Below are 17,920 nucleotides of genomic sequence, written 5' to 3'. Positions count from 1 at the left end.
CTCCCTTGCCGGACCGGAACTGGCCCGGTGACGTACATCGAGACTAACCAGCGCATCCCGGGTGGTCTGCCCCTGTTCGCCGTGGGCGTGACCTCGTTGCGTCCGGTGAGCAGGGGACGGTTCGGGAGGCGCGGTGCGGGTCCGCCCCGCACCGCGCGCCCGGCGGACGGTCACGCCACGACCTGCGCCGTCTCGGGCGCGATCGGTACGATCGCGACCATGGAGCAGCCCGTCGTCGGACTCGTCGTCCACCCGACCAAGAACGTGCAGGAGTCCGTCGCGACCCTGCAGCGCTGGAACGCCTCCGGCCGCGGACGCCTCGTCGCCCGGCGCGCCGACGCGCAACGGATCGGCGGCGGGGTGGACGTGATCGGGGACGAGGACTTCACGGAGGAGGTCGACCTCGTCGTCGCGCTCGGCGGGGACGGCACGATGCTCGGCGCGATGCGTCTCGTGGCGAAGCGCCCGGTCCCGGTGCTCGGCGTCAACTACGGCAACGTGGGCTTCCTGGTCGAGATCGAACCGCCCGAGCTCGAGGGCGCGCTCGAGCGTCTGTCGGCTGGCGACTACCAGCTCGAACCGCACCACGCGCTCGAGGCCCGGCTGTTCTGGAGCGGCGCGCGGACCGACTACCTCGCCTTCAACGACCTCACGATCGTGCGACGACCCGGCGCCGGCCAGGTGTCCGCGGACCTCAGCGTCGGCGGCCTCGGGTACGGCTACTACCGCGCGGACGCCATCGTCGCGGCGGCCCCGGCCGGGTCCACCGCCTACAACTACGCGGCCGGTGGCCCCGTCCTCTCCCCCGCACTCTCCGGCTCGGTCGTGACCCCGGTCGCGCCGATGGCCGGGATCGACCGCGCCGTGGTCCTCGCCGCGCGCGAGCGCTACCGGTTCGACATCGCCGAGGGCACCCGCAGTGCAGCACTCGAGGTCGACGGGCTGGTCGTCGGCGAGGTCGCCACGGGTGCCCAGATCGACGTGCGGCTCCGGAAGGACGCCGGCAGCGTGGTCCGCCTCGACGCCGAGCGACACGGACGGACCGGCCGCGTGAAGCTCAGCCTGCTCGACCTGCCCGTGCGACCGGACCAGCTCATCGAGCTCATCCCGCAGGACCTCCGCCAGAAGCTCGGGCGCGAGGTCGAGGACTAGCGTCGCGCGGTTCCCGGGAACGTGAATGGCCCGCTCGCACCGAAGTGCGAGCGGGCCGTCCCATCACCCCACCGGATCGTCTTCCCACAGAACGACCCGGTTCCCCGTGCCGACGCTCGCGCGTCGGCCGAAGTCCGCTGACCTAGTCGGTCAGGTACAGCTGCATGTCCTGCGAGACCGCCTTGGCGAAGAGCCGCAGCTTGGCGCGGGACTCCACACGGCTGACCGCCTGGCGGGTCGTGTGGACGATCTTCGAGATCTCGTCGAGCGTCATCGGCTTGTCGTCGTCGAGGCCGTAGCGCATGCGGATCACGTTCGCCTCGTCGCTCGGCAGTTCGGCGACGATCGAGCGGATGTCGCGGTGGAGCAGCGTGGTCTCGGTCAGCTCGTTCGGGGACGCGGCGTCCTCGTCCTCGATGAAGTCACCGAGTTCGCTGTCGTCCGAGTCGCCGACGACGGTGTGGATCGACACGGGCTCGTGCGAGCGGCCCTTGAGGTCGATGAGCTCCTCGACGCTCATGCTCAGCTCGGCCGCGACCTCGTCCGGCATCGGCGCGCGGCCGAGGTCGACGGTGAGGTCGCGCTCGGTGCGGCTGATCTTGTTGATCAGCTCGACCGTGTGGACCGGGATGCGGATCGTGCGCGCCTTGTCGGCCAGGCCGCGGGAGATCGCCTGGCGGATCCACCAGGTGGCGTACGTCGAGAACTTGTAGCCCTGCGTGAAGTCGAACTTCTCGACCGCACGGACCAGGCCGAGGTTGCCTTCCTGGATGACGTCCATGAAGGGCAGGCCACGCTGCGAGTAGCGCTTGGCGATGCTCACGACGAGGCGGAGGTTCGAGGTGATCATGCGCTCCTTGGCGCGCTCACCGTCGCGGACGAGCCATCGCAGCTCGCGCTGGAGGGTCTTCGCGAGGCCCGGCTCGTTGGCGAGCTTCTCGCCGGCGAAGAGGCCGACCTCGATGCGGCGGGCGATCTCCGCTTCTTCCTCGGCGGTGAGGAGCGAGAGCCGGCCGATGTGGCGGAGGTAGTCGCCGACCTGGTCGACGGATGCGCCACGGACGCCCGCGAGCTGCTCGTCGGCCTCGACCTCGGTGTCGAGCGTGGTGGTCTCGACCGCGGTGACCGGGGTCTTCGCCGCGACGGGCTTCTTCGAGCGGCGCGCGGTGGTACCAGTGGTCGTCGTCTTCGGTGCTGCGGTTGCGATCGTCATGATGACTCCCTGCGTTCGACGGGTGATGGCCTCGTTGGGGGTGTCACGAGTAAAGCGGTCCGGAGGTGTACCCCACAAACCGATCAGATCGATTCTCAGGCTTCTCCGTGCTTCACCATGGATACCGTCCCCCGAGGGGTACAGCCTGTCGTCAGTGTGGTCCCCCATCCGGTCCGGAATCAAGGGGATGTCGCCGTGTTTCCGGCGTTGCATCGGTGTTTCTTGCTCGTTTCCGATCCTGTACCCCGGACCACCGCGTCGTGTGGACACGAAAAAGGGGTACGACGGTCCGGATCGTTGTGATCCGGTCGTCGTACCCCGATGACCGAACGGGCGGGGGTCACCAGGAGGGCTCGAGCCACCCCTCGCGACGCTTCGAGACCTCGAGGTCGGCGTCTCGGTCGAACTCGTCGTACTCGCTCTCGATGTCGCCGACGAGGCTGCGGCCGGAGAAGACGCCCCCGCGGTTCGCGAGGACACCACCGGAGATGATCTGCGTGATGGACATGCGGACGATGCTCACGCCGGCGGACGACGTCGGGGTGAACGGCGGGTGACCGTGTCCGGACGCTCAGACGTCGAAGTCGTCCGCGTCGACCTCGTCGCCCTCGTCGTCGGGCCACACGGTGTCGTCGCGGGTCGGATCGTCCACCGCCGGGTGCCCGAAGGCGTCAGCGGCATCGAGGTCGGGGTCCGTGCCGTCCGGGGTCGCGCGCATGCACGCCAGGGTCACACCGCGCGGTGAACACGGGGTGAAGCCAGGCGCGGAGGGGGAGCCGTCTACTCCGCGGAGGCGGGCGTCGGCGCGGGCACCCCGTGCTCACGCTCGAAGCGGGCGCGCTCCTCGGCCTCGACCTTGGCGTACGCGGCCCGCTCGGTGCGGTCGGCCCGCATGATGGCGCGCATGACGAACCAGAAGATGAGACCGACCACGACGGTCGGCGTCAGGGCGAAGATGATCCCGGTCACGACTCCATGCGGCACCCGAGCATCCTAACCCCGGCATCGCGCCGTCGGCTGGGTCCTACTTCACCAACGGGAACAGGATCGTCTCGCGGATGCCGAGGCCGGTGATGGCCATGAGCAGTCGGTCGATGCCCATGCCCATCCCCCCGGACGGCGGCATCGCGTGCTCGAGCGCCCGCAGGAACTCCTCGTCGACGCGCATCGCCTCGAGGTCGCCGCCCGCGGCGAGTTTCGCCTGCTCGACGAACCGCTCGCGCTGCACGACCGGGTCGACGAGCTCGGAGTACGCCGTCGCCAGCTCGAAGCCGCGGACGTAGAGGTCCCACTTCTCGACGATGCCCGGTCGGCTGCGGTGCTCGCGGGTGAGCGGCGAGGTGTCGACGGGGAAGTTCATCACGAACGTCGGGCGGTCGAGCGAGTCGATGACGAAGTGCTCCCAGAGCTCCTCGACGTACTTGCCGTGGGTGGCGTGCGCGACCTCGACCCCCTCGGCCTCGGCGAGCGCCTGCAGCTCGGACAGCGGCGTGTCCGGCGTGATCTCGCGACCGGCCGCCTCGGACAGCGATCCGTACATGTCGATGCGCGGCCACTCGCCGCCGAGGTCGTACGTCGTGCCGTCGGCCCAGGTGACCTCGAGCGAGCCGCCGGTCACCGCGCGGGCGGCGTTCTGCACGAGCTCCTGCGTGAGGTCGGCCATCTGCTCGTAGTCGCCGTACGCCTGGTAGGCCTCGAGCATCGCGAACTCGGGCGAGTGCGTCGAGTCGGCACCCTCGTTGCGGAAGTTCCGGTTCACCTCGAACACCCGGTCGATGCCACCGACGACGGCGCGCTTCAGGAAGAGCTCGGGCGCGATGCGGAGGTACAGGTCGGTGTCGAACGCGTTCGAGTGCGTGACGAAGGGACGTGCCGAGGCGCCGCCGTGCTGGGTCTGCAGCATCGGGGTCTCGACCTCGAGGTAGTCGTGTCCCGCGAAGGTCTGCCGCAGGGACGACATCACCGCGGCACGGGCGCGGACCGTGGTCCGGGCGTCCTCGCGCACGATGAGGTCGAGGTAGCGCTGGCGGACCCGCGTCTCCTCGTTGAGTTCGTTGTGCAGGTTCGGCAGCGGCAGGATCGCCTTCGCCGCGATCTGCCAGTCGTCGACCATGATCGAGAGCTCGCCCCGCCTGGACGAGATCACCCGCCCGTGCACGAACACGTGGTCGCCGAGGTCGACGAACTCCTTCCAGCGGGCGAGCGACTCCTCGCCCACCTCGGCGAGGGACACCATCGCCTGGATCCGCGAGCCGTCGCCCGACTGCAGGGACGCGAAGCAGAGCTTGCCGGTGTTGCGCGAGAACACGATGCGGCCGGCGACCCCGACGACGTCCTGGGTCTCCTCGCCCGTCTCGAGTCCCTCGTGACGAGCGCGGACCGCCGGGATGGTGTCCGTGATCGGCAGTGCGACCGGGTAGGCCTCGATCCCCGACTCGAGCAGCTTCGCCCGCTTGTCGAGCCGGACCTGTCGCTGCTCGCTGGTCTCCGCTGCGGCGATCTCGGCGGCGGAGGGCTCGGTGGCGGGTGCGGTCTCGTCGGTCATGCTGGTGCGGCTCCGATGGTCGTGGGGGTCCCCGAAATCGTACAGCGCGGCCGGACTACAGCGTCGCCTGCCCGTCGGCCGCCGCGAGTGCGTTGTCGACGGCCGTGCGCACCAGTGCTCCGAGGACGCGACCGGGGTACTCGACCCCGATTCCGGCCAGCGTGCCGGCGGACTGGTCGACGATCGCGGTCGAGAAGCTGACCGCGGCGCGGACGGCGTCGGCGTAGGCGGGCCGGTCCGCCTCCGTGACGACGAACGGCTCCGCGCCCATCTCGACGACGAGCGCCTGCGCGATGGGGAGCACGGGTGACGGTGCGGTCACGGCGCAGTACGCGTCGCGGAGCCGGACGAGGTCGACGCTGGTGCCGGTGAACGCCATCGCGGGGTGGATCGCGAGCGGGATCGCCCCCGCGGCCATCGCCGGCGCGAGGATCCCGACGCCGTGGTCCGGGCTGGTGTGCACGACGAGCTGTCCGGGCTGCCAGATCCCGGCGTCGGCGAGCCCCCGCACGAGGTCGGCCAGCTGGTCGTCCGGCACGGCGAGGATCACGAGCTCGCTCCGCTCCACGAGGTCGGGCGTCTCGAGGACGGGTGCGCCGGGGAGCATCGCCTCGGCTCGGTCGCGGCCGGCGTCGGACACGGCCGTCACGCCGACGACGGCGTGCTCGGCGTTCGCGAGCGCGGCGCCGAGGACCGGGCCCACCCGTCCGGCGCCGAGGACGCCGACTCCCAGCCGTCCCGCCCTCACCGTGCGGCTCCCGGCGGCGGGGTGTCCCCCCAGGGCGATCCAGGAGGCACGGTGCCGGTCCGCCGCTCCGGCTCGGCGCCGCCGGGTGCGCGCTCCGACGACGGCTGCTCGCGGTCCACCGCGTCCACTCGTCGCTCCGGTGACCACTCCGGGGCCGCAGCCGACGCGCCGGGGGCGAGCCGTGCCTCCTGGGCCGCGCCGTCGACCGAAGCGGGTGCGCCGGACGCCAGCCGCGCCTCCCGCTCCCGCCACCGGTGGGAGGTGTCGGCCGCTGCTGCCTCGACCGCACGCGCCGAGGTGTCGGCCCAGAGCTGCTGCGCGTCGCGGGCGTCGAGCGCGCCGATCGTCGCGGAGACCGGACCCTGCACGGTCTGCACGTGCACCGACGCGAGCCGCAGCGCACGCTCGAGCGGCCCCTGCGAGACCTTGACGCTCTGGACCCTGGGCAGCGGCACGATCACCAGCGAACGCCAGACGGCGCCGAGCCGGAGCAGGACGGCGCCGGGGACGAAGCGGTAGCCGTTGCGGCGGAACGCGAACGGGCGGAGCCAGGCGCCGCGGCGCGGGGAGTGCACGAACCCGCCGCGGTCCCCCGTGGTGGTGAGGCTGTCGTCGACGACGTCCACGGCCTCGGCCGAGCCCTCGCGGAGCTGCTCCCGCGAGGCGGCCGGACCGACGACGGCGGTGCCGACGAGGCCGGGGAGGATGATGTCGAGGACCTCGCGGACGTCGCGCGCGGTCCCGACCGGCAGGACGATCGACGACACCTGCTGGTTGTTCGACGCGCCGTTGCCGGCGTTCGTCGCGCGGTTGATCCGGACGTCCCACCAGCCGAACGGGCGCCACAGGAGCGGCTGCGCGACGCTCACGGCGTGGATGCGGCCCGGGGGCAGGGTCTCGTTCGACGTGGACACGAGTCCGAAGCCGATCCGGATGCCGTCGCGGGTCTCGGCGATCGTGTACTGCAGCGAGCGGGAGAACTTCCGGACGTAGTACCCGCCGGCACCGATCACCGCGGGGAACAGGCCGAACAGGATCCCGTACTCACCGGTGAGTGCCACGCTGACGATCATCGCGGCGACCGCGGCGAGGATGAACACCGTCGTGCCGGACAGCAGCATCGACGCGATGAGCCGGCCGGGGTGCACCTTCACGATGCGGGTCGCGCGGACCGCCGCGGGGTCGAGCTCCGGCGAGAAGATCTCGTCGACGCGGTCCTGCAGCACACCGTTCGACGCCCGGGCCGGGTCGTGCTGCCGCTCGTCGTCCTTCGCCCCGGAGGCGAGCACGAGGATGCGCTGCCGCAGGTCGTCCGCGGCCCGGACGCCGAGGTAGGCGAGCTGCACGTTCGCGTCGTTGCCGGCCTGCGCGATCTCGAGCTTGGCGGTGCCGAAGATCCGCGGGACGAGGGGCCGCGAGATGTTGATGCCCTGGATCCGGTCCAGCCGCGCCTTGCGGTTCGTCCGGAAGAGCACGCCGGAGCGGACCTCGACGATCTCGCCCGTCACCCGGAACTCGTGCATGCGCCAGGAGAGGGTGAACAACGCAAGGAGTACCAGCAGCAGCACAGCCACGCCGAGCAGCACCCAGCCGACGACGCCGTGTTCGTAGACGTACCGGACCGGGTCGCCGTCGTCCGGCGGGCCGCCGCCCGGGATGAAGAACTCGACGAGCTGGTCCCGCAGGCTGTTCAGCACGTAGCCGAGGATCACGATGAGGAAGATGCCGCCCTTGAGCAGTGGCGTCAGCGGGTGCATGCGGTGCCACTCGCCGTCGGTGAGCGGTGCGGCGGCGGCGGCGTCGCCCCGGTGCGGCGGAGCGGGCGGCGGCGGCCCGGGTCGGAAGGTCACGCGGGTCCCCTAGAGTCCGGCGCGGCGGGACTCGGCGAGCTCGACGAGCCGGTCGCGCAGCTCGTCGGCGTCGGCGAACGGGATGCCGGGGATCCGGACGTTGGTCGACGCGGCCGCCGTGACGAACTTCAGTTCGCTCATCCCGAGCACCCGGTCGAGCGGTCCGCGGTTGACGTCGACGAGCTGCATGCGCCCGTACGGCACCGCCGTGAACCGCTGCCACATCAGCCCCCGCCGGAGGACGAGGTCGTCGTCGCGGAGGGCGTACCCGATCGCCCGCACCCGTCGCGGCGTCAGGACCGCCGTCACGAGGGTGACGACCGCGACCGCGATGCCGATCAGTGTCCAGACGGTGCCTGCCGTGCCGGAGAACCCGCCGCTGACGACACCGATGATGACGCAGCCCGCCGTCACCACGAGCCCGACCACGATCGTCGTGACGAGTTCGGTCCAGACGAGCTTCGGCGACACCCGGGTCCAGGCGGTGCCGGTCAGGCCGAGACCGGGCTCGTCGAGTCGTTCACGCGGCATCGCGGGCCTCCTGCGGTCGGGTCGTGCTGGGAGCACCGGGGTCGGCGGATCGTGCCGTCCCGGGTCAGTGCGCCTGCGTCGTGCCGCCCCGGGGCAGGTCGTCGTCGTCATCGTCCCCCGGAGGAGCGATGCACATGCGTTCGGCGACGAGTGCGCACACCGTCAACACGAGTCCACCCCCGACCGCCACGGCGTTCGGCAGGACCGAGCCTAGCGAAGGGAAGGCCGAGCGGGTCAGGAGGTACACGAGCAGGCCGACGGCGAAGCCGCCGAAGAGCGAGCCGGCGATGCTCGACGCCTTCGCGAGCACCACGACCCGGATCGCGTAGAGCGGGTCGACGGAGCGGGACCTGGCCGCACCGTCCCGCGCGTGCCGACGGACCGGGCGCGCCATCAGGACCACCGCGATGCCGATGAAGGCGAGGGTCACGCCGAGGGGCGTCGCGAGGAACAGCGTCGGCGCCTGCCGTGACGCGAGGACGGCGTCGAGCGCGAACCCCGCGACCGCCGCGACGACGGCGACGCTGATCAGGGTGGAGGCGCGGGTGGGCTTCACGAATCGCTCGTCTCGGCCCCGGAGGCGCGGGTCGGCACGTCGAAGAGGCGCGGCTCGTCGACGCGCTCGGTGTCGTCCCCCACCCGCGCGAGCAGGTCGGCCACCGGACCGACACCGGGCAGGACGGCGTCGGGGTCGGCGTCGTGCCACGGCGCGAGCACGAACGCCCGCTCGCCCGCACGCGGGTGCGGCACGGTCAGGGTCACGGTGTCGATCGACACGTCGTCGTAGGCCACGAGGTCGAGGTCGAGCGTCCGGTCGCCCCACCGGACCTCGCGCGTGCGGCCGTGGGCGTCCTCGATGCCGTGCAGGGCGTCGAGGAGTTCCTGCGGCTCGAGGTCGGTGTCGACGATCACGACGGCGTTCCGGTACCGGGGTTTCGTCGTGTCCGGGCCGTCGAGCGTGACGGCGATCGACTCGACCTCGCGGCTGGACGCCACGGGACGGACCCCCGGGAGCGCGACGATCGCGGCCGCTGCGGCGCGCAGGGTGCTCCCCCGGTCGCCGAGGTTGGCGCCGAGGGCGACGACCGCCCGGCTCACTCTTCTTCCTCGACGTCGGAGCCCGCACCACGGGTCCGGCGGATCGTGATCGACACGTCGGTGAACGGCACCGTGATGGGCGCCTGCGGCTTGTGCACCGTCACCTCGGTCGCCAGGGCGGCACGGTGCGTCAGCACGGCGTCGGCGATGCGCTCGGCGAGCGTCTCGATGAGGTCGACCGGGTCGCGCTCGATCTCGGCGACGACCTGCTCGGCGAGGACGCCGTAGTGCACGGTCTCGTCGAGGTCGTCGGAGCCCGACGCGGCGCGGGCGTCGACCTCGACGGCGACGTCGACCACGAAGTCCTGGCCGTCGGCGCGCTCGTGGTCGAAGACCCCGTGGTGGCCGCGTGCGCGGACCCCGGTCAGTCGGATGGTGTCCCTCACGATCGAGCTGCCCTCCAGGCGTCCCAGACGTCGAGCACGGCACGGGTCGGTGCCGGGTCGTGCACGCGCACACCCCACGCTCCGCGTTCGGCGGAGAGCAGGCTGATGGCGGCGGTGGCGAGGTCGCGTTCCTTCGGCGCGGCACCGGCAGCGCTGCCGACCCCGTCGAGGAAGCGTTTGCGCGAGGCGGCGACGAGCACGGGCAGACCGATCGACGCGAAGCGCTCGTAGCCCGCCAGGATCTCCCAGTTCTGCGCGCCCTGCTTGGCGAAGCCCAACCCCGGGTCGATGACGACCTGCTCCTGGCGGACCCCGAGGACGATGAGTTCGGCGACGCGGAGTTCGACCTCGCGGCGGACCTCGTCCACGGCGTGCACGTACTCGGCGTTCCGGTACATCCGGTCGCTGTGCCCGCGCCAGTGCATCACCACGAACCCGGCGCCCGTGTCCCGGACGACGCGCGCCATGTCGTCGTCGGCCAGTCCGCCGGAGACGTCGTTCACGATGACGGCGCCGAGGTCCACCGAACGCTCGGCGGTCGAGGCGTTCATCGTGTCGACGCTCACAGTGATGCCCTCGGCCACGAGCTGCTGCACGACCGGGAGCACCCGCCGCTGCTCGACCTCGACGGGCACGCGCTCGGACCCCGGACGGGTCGACTCACCGCCCACGTCGACGATGTCGGCGCCGGCGGCGACGAGTTCGCGGGCGTGCTGGACCGCGGCGTCGTACGCCTGGTGCAGACCGCCGTCGCTGAACGAGTCCGGGGTGACGTTGAGGATCCCCATCACCCGGGTCCGGTCGTCGGTCGGCGCGCCGTGGTCGAGCCGCCGACCGGTCACGATCTCCGGCACCGGTGCTGGTGCCCGGAGGTCGATCGCGACCGTCGGCGGCTCGGCTGCTGCGGCCCGCGCCTGGCTCACCTCGGCGAGCCGACGCGAGCGCCTCGTCGGCAGGTCCGTCATCCCGGCCTACGCGGGGGCGATACCCGGGTTGCCGAAGGGACGGCGACGGGGCTTCGACGACTCGTGGTCGGACTGCTCGGACGCAGCGCGCGCGGCCTTGCCCGGCACCTCGATGGCGGGCAGGTTGCTCACCGGCCGCTTGTCGCTGGACAGCCACTGCGGGCGCTCCGGCAGCTTGCGGACGTCCTTGAAGATCTCGACGAGCTCGGGGGCGTCGAGCGTCTCCTTCTCGAGGAGCTCACCCGCCAGCCGGTCGAGGATGTCGCGGTTGTCGTTGAGCACCTGGTACGCCTCGTCGTGGGCGGCCTCGAGCAGCGCACGGGTCTCGGCGTCGACCGTCTCGGCGATGTTCTCCGAGTAGTCGCGGCCGCTGCCGCCGCTCATGTCGCGGCCGACGAACGGCTCGCTGGAGCCGGAGCCGAGCTTGACGGACCCGACGGCGCGACTCATGCCGTACTCGGTGACCATCTTGCGCGCGGTACCCGTGGCCTTCTCGATGTCGTTCGACGCACCCGTGGTCGGGTCGTGGAAGACGATCTCCTCGGCGACGCGACCACCCATGGCGTAGGTGAGCTGGTCGAGCAGTTCGTTGCGGGTGACCGAGTACTTGTCCTCGAGCGGGAGCACCATCGTGTAGCCGAGGGCACGGCCGCGGGGCAGGATCGTGATCTTGGTGACCGGGTCGGTGTGGCGCATCGCCGCGGCCGCGAGGGCGTGACCGCCCTCGTGGTAGGCCGTGATGAGGCGCTCCTGGTCGGACATGATGCGCGTCCGGCGCTGCGGTCCGGCCATGACGCGGTCGACGGCTTCGTCGAGGGCGCGGTTGTCGATGAGCTGGGCGTTCGAGCGGGCCGTCAGCAGTGCGGCCTCGTTCAGGACGTTCGCCAGGTCGGCACCGGTGAAGCCCGGCGTCTTGCGGGCGAGGAGCTCGAGGTCGACGCTCGCGGCGAGCGGCTTGCCCTTCGCGTGCACCTCGAGGATCTGCTTGCGGCCGTCGAGGCTCGGGGCGTCGACACCGATCTGGCGGTCGAAGCGGCCGGGACGGAGGAGCGCCGGGTCGAGCACGTCGGGGCGGTTCGTCGCCGCGATGAGGATCACGTTCGTCTTGCCGTCGAAGCCGTCCATCTCGACGAGGAGCTGGTTCAGCGTCTGCTCACGCTCGTCGTTGCCACCGCCGATGCCCGCACCACGGTGACGACCCACGGCGTCGATCTCGTCGATGAAGACGATGGCGGGCGAGTTCTGCTTCGCCTGCTCGAACAGGTCACGGACGCGGCTCGCACCGACACCGACGAACATCTCGACGAAGTCAGAACCGGAGATCGAGTAGAACGGCACGCCCGCCTCGCCGGCGACGGCTCGGGCGAGCAGCGTCTTGCCGGTACCGGGAGGGCCGTAGAGCAGCACGCCCTTCGGGATCTTGGCGCCGACGGCCTGGAACTTCGCCGGCTCCTTGAGGAACTCCTTTATCTCCTGGAGCTCCTCGATCGCCTCGTCGGAGCCCGCGACGTCGGAGAAGCTGACCTGCGGGTTCTCCTTGTTGTTCATCTTCGCCCGGGACTTGCCGAACTGCATGACCTTCGAGCCGCCGCCCTGTGCGTTGGCGAGGAGGAACCAGAAGAGTGCGCCGATGATGAGGAACGGCAGGAGGATGCCGAGCAGCGAGAGGAACCAGTTCGACTGCTGGACGGTGTCGTTGTAGCCCTTCGGCAGGTTCGCGTCGTTGACGGCCTGGATGACCTCTTCACCGCGCGGGGTCGAGTAGTAGAACTGCTCGTGCGCGTTGCCGTCCTTCAGGGTGAGGTCGACGCGCTGCTCGGTGGAGTTCACCACCACGGAGGAGACCTTGCCGTCGGAGAGCTGCTGGAGGCCCTTCTGCGTGTCGATCTGCTGCGTGCCGGACTGGCTGATCACAGCCCAACCGATCCAGATCCCCACGATCGCGATGAGCACGTAGATGTACGGCCCGCGAAGGATGCGCTTGAAGTCCATGTGATCCGGGCAGGTCGCCCGACACCTTTCTCTGCCGAAGTTGCGTGCTGGTCAGCATACGGCTGCGATTCTGTGGCGAGAATGGGTGTCCTCTGCGGGCGAACTCCACCCGCCACCAGGATCAGCTGTAGACGTGCGGTGCGAGCACCCCGACCCCGCGCAGGTTGCGGTAGCGCTCGTCGTAGTCCAGCCCGTACCCGACCACGAAGGCGTCCGGGATGTCGAAGCCCACGTACTTCACGTCGACCTCGACCTTGGCGGCCTCGGGCTTGCGGAGCAGCGCAACGATCTCGACGCTCGCGGCACCGCGGGACTCGAGGTTCTGCTTGAGCCACGACAGCGTCAGACCGGAGTCGATGATGTCCTCGACGATGAGGACGTCGCGCCCGTGCAGGTCGGTGTCGAGGTCCTTGAGGATCCGCACCACACCCGACGACTTCGTGCCGGAGCCGTACGACGACACCGCCATCCAGTCCATGCGCGCCTGCATCTTGAGGTGGCGCGAGAAGTCGGCCATCACCATGACGGCACCCTTGAGGACACCGACGAGCAGGGGGTCGCGCCCCGCGTAGTCGGCGTCGACCATCGCGGCCAGCTCGGCGAGCTTGTCGTCGATCTGCTCGGGGGTGAAGAGGACTTCGGACAGGTCTGCCTGGACGTCGGAGAGTTCCACCACCCCAGCCTAACCGGCGGTGAACGCCAGACGGTCGCCCGATCGTGACGCCTGCACGCCCGGCAGGTCGATCGGCCCCTGGCCGCTCCAGTCGGTGACGAGCCGGCACACCTCGAGTGTCTGCACGCGGGACAGCGTCACGCCGAACTCGCTCTCGACCGCCAACCGGACGAGCCGCTGCCGGAGGGCGGGCGGGTTGGCCGCGAGCTCCCGCACGGACAGGGAGATGCCGGCCTCGGAGTGCTCGGCGAGGTCCTCGGCCATCTCCTCGGCGAAGTGGTCGAGCGCGGCGGAGTCCTCGCGGAGCTGATCGGCGGTCCGGGCGAGGGCCTCGGGGACGCCGGCACCGAGCTCGCGTTCCAGTGCGGGCAGGAGGACGTTCCGCACGCGGACGCGTGCGTACGCCGGGTCGGCGTTCTGCGGGTCGTCCCACGGCGCGAGCCCCGCGGCGGCACACGCCTGACGCGTGGTGTGCCGACGGAGGCCGAGGAGCGGTCGTCCGTACGCCGGCCCCGCCTGACGCCTCGTCAGCGGCGCCATGCCGGACAGCGAGTCCGGCCCGCTCCCGCGGGCGAGCCCGAGCAGGACGGACTCGGCCTGGTCGTCCAGGGTGTGTCCGAACAGCACGAGGGGTGACCCGACGTCGGCCGCGACGAGCGCGATCGACGCGTGCCGCGCCTCCCGGGCCGCCGCTTCCGGACCACCCGTGGAACCGACGGCGACGCGACGGACGGTCACCGGTGCGAGTCCCAGCTCGGAAGCCTGCCTGGAGGCGCGGCTCGCCACCGCCTCGGACCCCGCCTGGAGTGCGTGGTCGACGACCACCGCCCCCGCTCGCAGATCCTGCTTCGGCGCCTCGAACGCGGTGGCCGCGGCGAGCGCGAGCGAGTCCGGACCGCCGCTCAGCGCCACGAGCACGAGGTCTCCGGAGCGCACCGTCCCCTCGTCGAGCGCCTGCGCGAGCAGCGAGCGGACCGCGCGGCGGGTGTCGGCGACCGCAGGGTCGAGCCGGGGACGCGGAGTGTTCACCCGGTAACGTTAGCCGCGCTTTCTTCCCGCACATCAGACCAGGAGCGCAACATGGCCGCGTACGACGTCGTCGTCGAGATCCCCAAGGGCAGCCGCAACAAGTACGAGGTGGACCACGAGACCGGTCGCGTGTACCTCGACCGCGTGCTGTTCACCTCGTTCGTGTACCCGACCGACTACGGGTTCTTCGAGAAGACCCTGGCCGACGACGGTGACCCCGTGGACGCGCTGCTGCTCCTCGAGTACCCGACGTTCCCCGGTGTGGGCGTCAAGGTGCGCCCGGTCGGCGTCTTCAAGATGAGCGACGAGGCCGGCAACGACGCGAAGGTCCTCGTGGTCCCGGCGAAGGACCCGCGCTGGGCCCACATCCAGGACATCTCGGACGTGGACGAGCAGACGAAGGCCGAGATCGCGCACTTCTTCGAGCGCTACAAGGACCTCGAGCCGAACAAGTGGGTCAAGGCCGAGGGCTGGGGCGACGCAGCCGAGGCCGAGGCGATCGTGCAGGCCGGGCAGGCCGCGTACGTGCCGGCCGGTCACTGACGCTTCCGTCCGGTCCCCCGGACACCGGACCGCGCCCCCGTGCGGTCGTTGCACCCCGGCTCTCCGGGGCGCGATGACCGTGCGGGGGCGCGTTCTCGTTCGCGGAGGCGCGTTCTCGCGCCCGGGACGTGCGGCTAGAGCGAACCGCTCGGCCGTGCGACGTAGGGCAGCAGCTGGCTCGGGGTCCAGATCGCCCGCTCGAGGACGCCGCGCTGCGGGTTCGCCGCCTCGACCATCATGCCGTTGCCGGTGTAGATCGAGTCGTGGTACGCCTCGTTGACGGTGCCGTTGTACGAGTAGAAGAGGATGTCGCCGGGCTGTCGCTGCGACATCGGCACGAGACGTCCGATCGACTTGAAGTAGTTGTACTGCCAGACGACGTTGTGGCCGCCGGTCGCGATGCCCTGCGAGCTGTACGCCATCATCACGAGCCCGGAGCAGTCCCAGGTGTTCGGGCCGGCTCCGCCGAACACGTACGCGTCGCCGATCTGCGCGCGGGCGTAGGCGATCGCGCCGGCTGCCTTCGAGGGGGTGCTCGGCGCGGTCGGGGTCGTCGGGGTGGTGGGCGTGGAGGGCGTGCTGGGCTTCGACGGTGTGGTCGGGGTGCTCGGCTTCGACGGTGTGGTCGGGGTGCTCGGCTTCGACGGGGTGCTCGGCGTGCTGGGCTTGGTGCCGCCCGAGCTGCTGCCGCCGCCGGTGCTGCCACCACCCGTGCTGCCGCCGCCGGCGCTCGGCTGGGTTCCGGAGCTCGGCTGCGTGCTCGTGCCGCCGCCCGTGCTCGGCCCGCTGCTCGCTGCGCCGCCGCCCGAGCCGCCGCCCGTGGCCGTGGTCGACCCGGAACCGCCGGTGTTCGACGCGAGCTGCGCCTCCGCCCGCTTGGCCTGCTGCGCCGTCCAGTAGGCGGTCTCGGTGGCGACGCTCGTGCCCTTGAGGTACGCGAGCTGGTGCAGCACCTCGTCCTGCTGGTCCTGCTCCCGCTGCAAGCGGGCCTGGGCCGACGCTGCGGTGTCGTTCGCCTCGGCGAGGGCGGTCTTCGTCTTGTCCGTCGCCTTCGCCAGGGCCTTCGTCGCGGCGGACTGCTGCGCGGCGATCGAGTCGACGGTGTTCTGGTCCGCCTGCGCCTGGGCGAGGACGGTCGCGGAGCGCTCGGACAGGTGCGACATCGTCCCGACCCGGTAGAGCAGGTCCTTCGAGTCCCGCGCGTCGACGAGCATCGCCGCGGACAGGTCCCCTCCGCCGGTGCGGGACAGCTCGACCACGAGGCCGGCGACCTGCTGCGCGGAGGCGTCCGCCGTGCGCTTCGCCCGCTTCGACTGCACGGTGAGGTCGTCGAGGGTGGCCTGCGCGTCCTGCTGCTGCGACGACGCGAGGGCGTACGTCTGCCCGGCCTGGAGCTCGGCGACCTGTGCGCTGTCGGCAGCGTCCTGCAGGGCCTGCAGCCGGGTGCTCAGTTCGTCGACGGTGGACTGCGCCGCGGCCGCGTCCGCCTTGGCCGCTCGCACGTCGTCCCAGCTCGGGGCGGACGGCGCCGCCTGTGCCGGGCCGGCGATCACGACGGAGAGGCCGATCCCGAGGACGGCCACCACCGCGATCCCACAGGACAGGGTGCGAGCGGAGTGCTTCACGGCGTTCAGGGCCTTTCGGGCGCGCACACGGTCATACCGAGATCCCCCGCGCTGCCATGAAGGGGACCGGGTCGACGGCGGAACCGTTCACCCGGGTCTCGAAGTGGAGGTGGCAACCCGTCGACCACCCGGTGGAACCGACCTTGGCGATCTGCTGCCCGGCGGTGACGTGCTGGCCGACCGACACGAGGGTGCCGCCGTCGACGATGTGCCCGTAGGCGGTCGAGATGCCGCCGCCGTTGTCGAGGACGACCTCGTTGCCGTAGCCGCCGCCGTTCGCCGCGAAGGTCACCGTGCCGGAGGCCGCCGCGTAGATCGGGGCGTAGCAGGCGGGCGCGAGGTCGACGCCGGCGTGCAGGGCGTAGTTCTTCGTGTACGGGTCGAGTCGGTAGCCGAAGGGGCTCGTCTGGTAGCCGCCGGTCGGACGGACCCAGCCGGAGGAGTTCGGGGCACCGCCACCGGTCCCGCCCTGCTGCGTCGCCGCGGCCTTGGCGGCTGCCGCTGCGATGCGCGCCTGCCGGGCCTTCTCCACCTGGACGCCCTTGTTGTAGCGCGCCTCGACGTTCTGCTCGCTCGTGGTGAGGAGGGTGAGCTGCGCCTCGAGTCGGTCCTTGTTCTCGGCCTGGGCGTCCACCGAGGCCTGGGCCGCGTCGGCAGCGGTCTGCGCTGCCTGCATCTTCTGCTGGGCGGCGTCGGCGAGGTCGCCGAGGGCCTCCTTCGCGCGGTCCGCCTTGTCCGCGAGCCCCTGGGCCACACCGCGGTCCTGCGACGCCTGCGCGTAGATGCCGTCGGCCTGCTCGCTCAGCTTCGACATCGCACCGAGCTCGTAGAGCAGGTCACCGGACTTCGTCGGGTGCGTGAGGATGTCGGTCGTCACGTCGTTCGCACTGGCACGCCCGAGCTGCGCGGCGAGCTGTCCGGCCTGGGCCTCGGACGCCGTGGCGGTCTTCTCGGCGTCGTCGGCCTGCGACTGCAGCTTCTTCTGGGTCAGCGTCGCGTCGTCGTACTTCGTCTGCGCGGTCTGGTACGCCGTTCCGGCCGCCTCGGCCGACTTCTGCGCAGCGGACGCCTTCGCCGTGAGGTCGGCGATGAGCCCCTTGATCTGCGTCACCTTCGCCTGCTGGGCCGACTTGGATGCCTTGGCCTTCTCCACGTCCGACCAGCTCGGGTAGGACGCCGCGCTGGCCGAGGTCGCCGGCGCGAGGGCCGCGAGGGTGCCGGCGGTGAGCGCGACGGCGACCGCGGCGGCGATGACGCGGCGGCGGGGACGGGGGCGGAGTGACAGCGATGGTGAGGTCGACATGTATCTCGATTTCGTAACAGCGCGGCAAGGCTCACGCACGTAACACTGTTAACAAGCGCAACAGTAACAACAGGTGTCGCACCCGCACACCCCCTCGCACGAGGGGTACGGGACCGACGACGATGGTCGCACCGGACCGTCGACAGCACGAATCGGGGCCTGGTGCCCCAGGGTGAGTGAAGCCCTGCACCCCCGTGGTGGCACCGCGACACGCCGGGGACGCCGCCGCAGAGCCGCTCGATTTGTGAATCCCGTGGGGCATCCGTA

Annotated in this window: 19 protein-coding genes; 2 read left to right on the top strand and 17 right to left on the bottom strand. The window is 71.2% G+C overall.

The window, feature by feature from the left end:
* Positions 1-219: 219 nt before the first annotated feature.
* A complete protein-coding gene (locus Q7F20_RS03015) occupies positions 220-1,152 on the top strand; it encodes an NAD(+)/NADH kinase (RefSeq protein ID WP_305738631.1) in 933 nt (310 codons plus the stop codon).
* Between the two features lie 142 nt (positions 1,153-1,294).
* Here the strand turns inward: Q7F20_RS03015 and Q7F20_RS03010 are convergent, their stop codons facing one another.
* The 15 genes from Q7F20_RS03010 to tilS form a co-directional block, all read right to left on the bottom strand.
* A complete protein-coding gene (locus Q7F20_RS03010) occupies positions 1,295-2,365 on the bottom strand; it encodes a sigma-70 family RNA polymerase sigma factor (protein ID WP_305738630.1) in 1,071 nt (356 codons plus the stop codon).
* A gap of 340 nt (positions 2,366-2,705) precedes the next feature.
* Positions 2,706-2,873: a hypothetical protein gene (locus tag Q7F20_RS03005; RefSeq protein ID WP_305738629.1), complete on the bottom strand. Its 168-nt coding sequence runs from the start codon at positions 2,871-2,873 to the stop codon at positions 2,706-2,708.
* Between the two features lie 63 nt (positions 2,874-2,936).
* The gene (locus Q7F20_RS03000; RefSeq protein WP_305738628.1) at positions 2,937-3,083 is read right to left on the bottom strand and encodes a hypothetical protein; all 147 of its coding nucleotides are present in this window, start codon (positions 3,081-3,083) and stop codon (positions 2,937-2,939) included.
* 62 nt (positions 3,084-3,145) lie between these two features.
* A complete protein-coding gene (locus Q7F20_RS02995; protein ID WP_305738627.1) occupies positions 3,146-3,349 on the bottom strand; it encodes a hypothetical protein in 204 nt (67 codons plus the stop codon).
* A gap of 40 nt (positions 3,350-3,389) precedes the next feature.
* On the bottom strand, positions 3,390-4,910 hold the full coding sequence (gene lysS, locus Q7F20_RS02990) for a lysine--tRNA ligase (RefSeq protein ID WP_305738626.1): 1,521 nt from the start codon (positions 4,908-4,910) through the stop codon (positions 3,390-3,392).
* Positions 4,911-4,965: 55 nt separating this feature from the next.
* Entirely contained in the window at positions 4,966-5,658 is a 693-nt protein-coding gene (locus tag Q7F20_RS02985; RefSeq protein WP_305738625.1) for a Rossmann-like and DUF2520 domain-containing protein, read from the bottom strand.
* On the bottom strand, positions 5,655-7,508 hold the full coding sequence (locus tag Q7F20_RS02980) for a PH domain-containing protein (protein WP_305738624.1): 1,854 nt from the start codon (positions 7,506-7,508) through the stop codon (positions 5,655-5,657). Before Q7F20_RS02980 ends, Q7F20_RS02985 begins: the two co-directional genes overlap by 4 nt.
* A 9-nt stretch (positions 7,509-7,517) precedes the next feature.
* Positions 7,518-8,039 (bottom strand): PH domain-containing protein, encoded by a 522-nt coding sequence (locus Q7F20_RS02975; protein ID WP_305738623.1) that lies wholly within the window; start codon positions 8,037-8,039, stop codon positions 7,518-7,520.
* Positions 8,040-8,103: 64 nt separating this feature from the next.
* Positions 8,104-8,595, bottom strand: coding sequence for a DUF3180 domain-containing protein (locus Q7F20_RS02970; protein ID WP_305738622.1), 492 nt, complete (start codon positions 8,593-8,595; stop codon positions 8,104-8,106).
* Positions 8,592-9,137, bottom strand: a complete 546-nt coding sequence (folK, locus tag Q7F20_RS02965; RefSeq protein WP_305738621.1) for a 2-amino-4-hydroxy-6-hydroxymethyldihydropteridine diphosphokinase — start codon at positions 9,135-9,137, stop codon at positions 8,592-8,594. Before folK ends, Q7F20_RS02970 begins: the two co-directional genes overlap by 4 nt.
* Positions 9,134-9,523: a dihydroneopterin aldolase gene (gene folB, locus Q7F20_RS02960; RefSeq protein ID WP_305738620.1), complete on the bottom strand. Its 390-nt coding sequence runs from the start codon at positions 9,521-9,523 to the stop codon at positions 9,134-9,136. The genes folK and folB overlap by 4 nt, the downstream gene beginning before the upstream one ends.
* Positions 9,520-10,488, bottom strand: coding sequence for a dihydropteroate synthase (gene folP, locus Q7F20_RS02955; RefSeq protein ID WP_305738619.1), 969 nt, complete (start codon positions 10,486-10,488; stop codon positions 9,520-9,522). Before folP ends, folB begins: the two co-directional genes overlap by 4 nt.
* A gap of 6 nt (positions 10,489-10,494) precedes the next feature.
* Positions 10,495-12,480, bottom strand: coding sequence for an ATP-dependent zinc metalloprotease FtsH (gene ftsH, locus Q7F20_RS02950; protein WP_305738618.1), 1,986 nt, complete (start codon positions 12,478-12,480; stop codon positions 10,495-10,497).
* A gap of 121 nt (positions 12,481-12,601) precedes the next feature.
* Positions 12,602-13,153: a hypoxanthine phosphoribosyltransferase gene (hpt, locus tag Q7F20_RS02945; protein ID WP_305738617.1), complete on the bottom strand. Its 552-nt coding sequence runs from the start codon at positions 13,151-13,153 to the stop codon at positions 12,602-12,604.
* 9 nt (positions 13,154-13,162) lie between these two features.
* Positions 13,163-14,182, bottom strand: coding sequence for a tRNA lysidine(34) synthetase TilS (gene tilS, locus Q7F20_RS02940; protein ID WP_305738616.1), 1,020 nt, complete (start codon positions 14,180-14,182; stop codon positions 13,163-13,165).
* A 51-nt stretch (positions 14,183-14,233) separates the two neighbouring features.
* Here tilS and Q7F20_RS02935 point away from each other — a divergent pair, with 51 nt between their 5' ends.
* Positions 14,234-14,725: an inorganic diphosphatase gene (locus tag Q7F20_RS02935; RefSeq protein ID WP_305738615.1), complete on the top strand. Its 492-nt coding sequence runs from the start codon at positions 14,234-14,236 to the stop codon at positions 14,723-14,725.
* 134 nt (positions 14,726-14,859) lie between these two features.
* Here the strand turns inward: Q7F20_RS02935 and Q7F20_RS02930 are convergent, their stop codons facing one another.
* Entirely contained in the window at positions 14,860-16,350 is a 1,491-nt protein-coding gene (locus Q7F20_RS02930) for an NlpC/P60 family protein (RefSeq protein WP_305738614.1), read from the bottom strand.
* 31 nt (positions 16,351-16,381) lie between these two features.
* A complete protein-coding gene (locus Q7F20_RS02925) occupies positions 16,382-17,653 on the bottom strand; it encodes a M23 family metallopeptidase (RefSeq protein ID WP_305738613.1) in 1,272 nt (423 codons plus the stop codon).
* Positions 17,654-17,920: the final 267 nt, after the last annotated feature.

It is taken from the genome of Curtobacterium sp. A7_M15 (assembly GCF_030705415.1).
In the GTDB taxonomy this organism is placed as follows: domain Bacteria; phylum Actinomycetota; class Actinomycetes; order Actinomycetales; family Microbacteriaceae; genus Curtobacterium.
The sequence above is the reverse complement of the archived record's forward strand: the minus strand, read 5'-3'. Positions and strand labels throughout refer to the sequence as shown.